We start from the raw sequence: 737 nt of genomic DNA, 5'->3' as shown, positions 1-737 counted from the left end.
TTATTTTGTTACTTCAACCTTTGCCAGCTTCTCATAGAACTTTATGATAGCAGAGTGGTCACTCTGTCCTTCTCCATCAAGATGCAAATTCCTCAGTATTTCCAAAACCTGATTTGTAAGAAATAATGGTGCTCCCACACCAGCTCCTGTTTCAACTGCATTCGTAAGATCCTTTATGTGAAGGTCTATCTTGAATCCAGGTTTGAAATTCCTGTCAAGCACCATAGGTGCCTTTGCATCGAGTACCGTACTTCCTGCAAGTCCGCCCTTTATGGCATTGTATATGAGTTCAGGTGATACCCCTGCTTTTGTTCCGAGCACAAATGCCTCCGACATAGCTGCTATATTGAGTGCAACTATAACCTGGTTTGCAAGTTTCGTTACATTTCCAGCTCCTATGCTTCCACAGAGCACAGCACTTGAACCCATCTTCAGGAGCAAGTCCTTATATTTTTCAAAAGTCTCTTTCTTTCCGCCTACCATTATGGATAAAGTTCCATCTATGGCTTTCGGTTCTCCTCCGCTTACCGGCGCGTCTATCATATCTACTCCTTTGCCCGCAAGCTTTTCAGCCACTTCTCTCGAAACAAGAGGTGCTATAGAACTCATGTCAATAAGTACAGAACCTTTTTTTATCCCTTCTGCAACACCATTCTCTCCAAAAACAACCTGCTTTACCTGGGGTGAATTTGGAAGCATTGTTATAATAACATCGGTTTTTGATGCAACATCCTTTG

The 737-nt window shown here is 42.5% G+C and carries 1 protein-coding gene; it reads right to left on the bottom strand.

The window, feature by feature from the left end; translation table 11 throughout:
* On the bottom strand, positions 1 to 737 hold a 737-nt coding region (gene garR / locus ACFHWD_RS20650), incomplete at its 5' end, for a 2-hydroxy-3-oxopropionate reductase (protein WP_369869560.1).

Origin of the sequence: Clostridium sp. MT-14, from assembly GCF_042436595.1 — a bacterium.
Classification (GTDB): domain Bacteria; phylum Bacillota; class Clostridia; order Clostridiales; family Clostridiaceae; genus Clostridium_B; species Clostridium_B aromativorans.
Note: the sequence above shows the minus strand (reverse complement) of the source record. Positions and strands in the feature narration are given on the sequence as shown.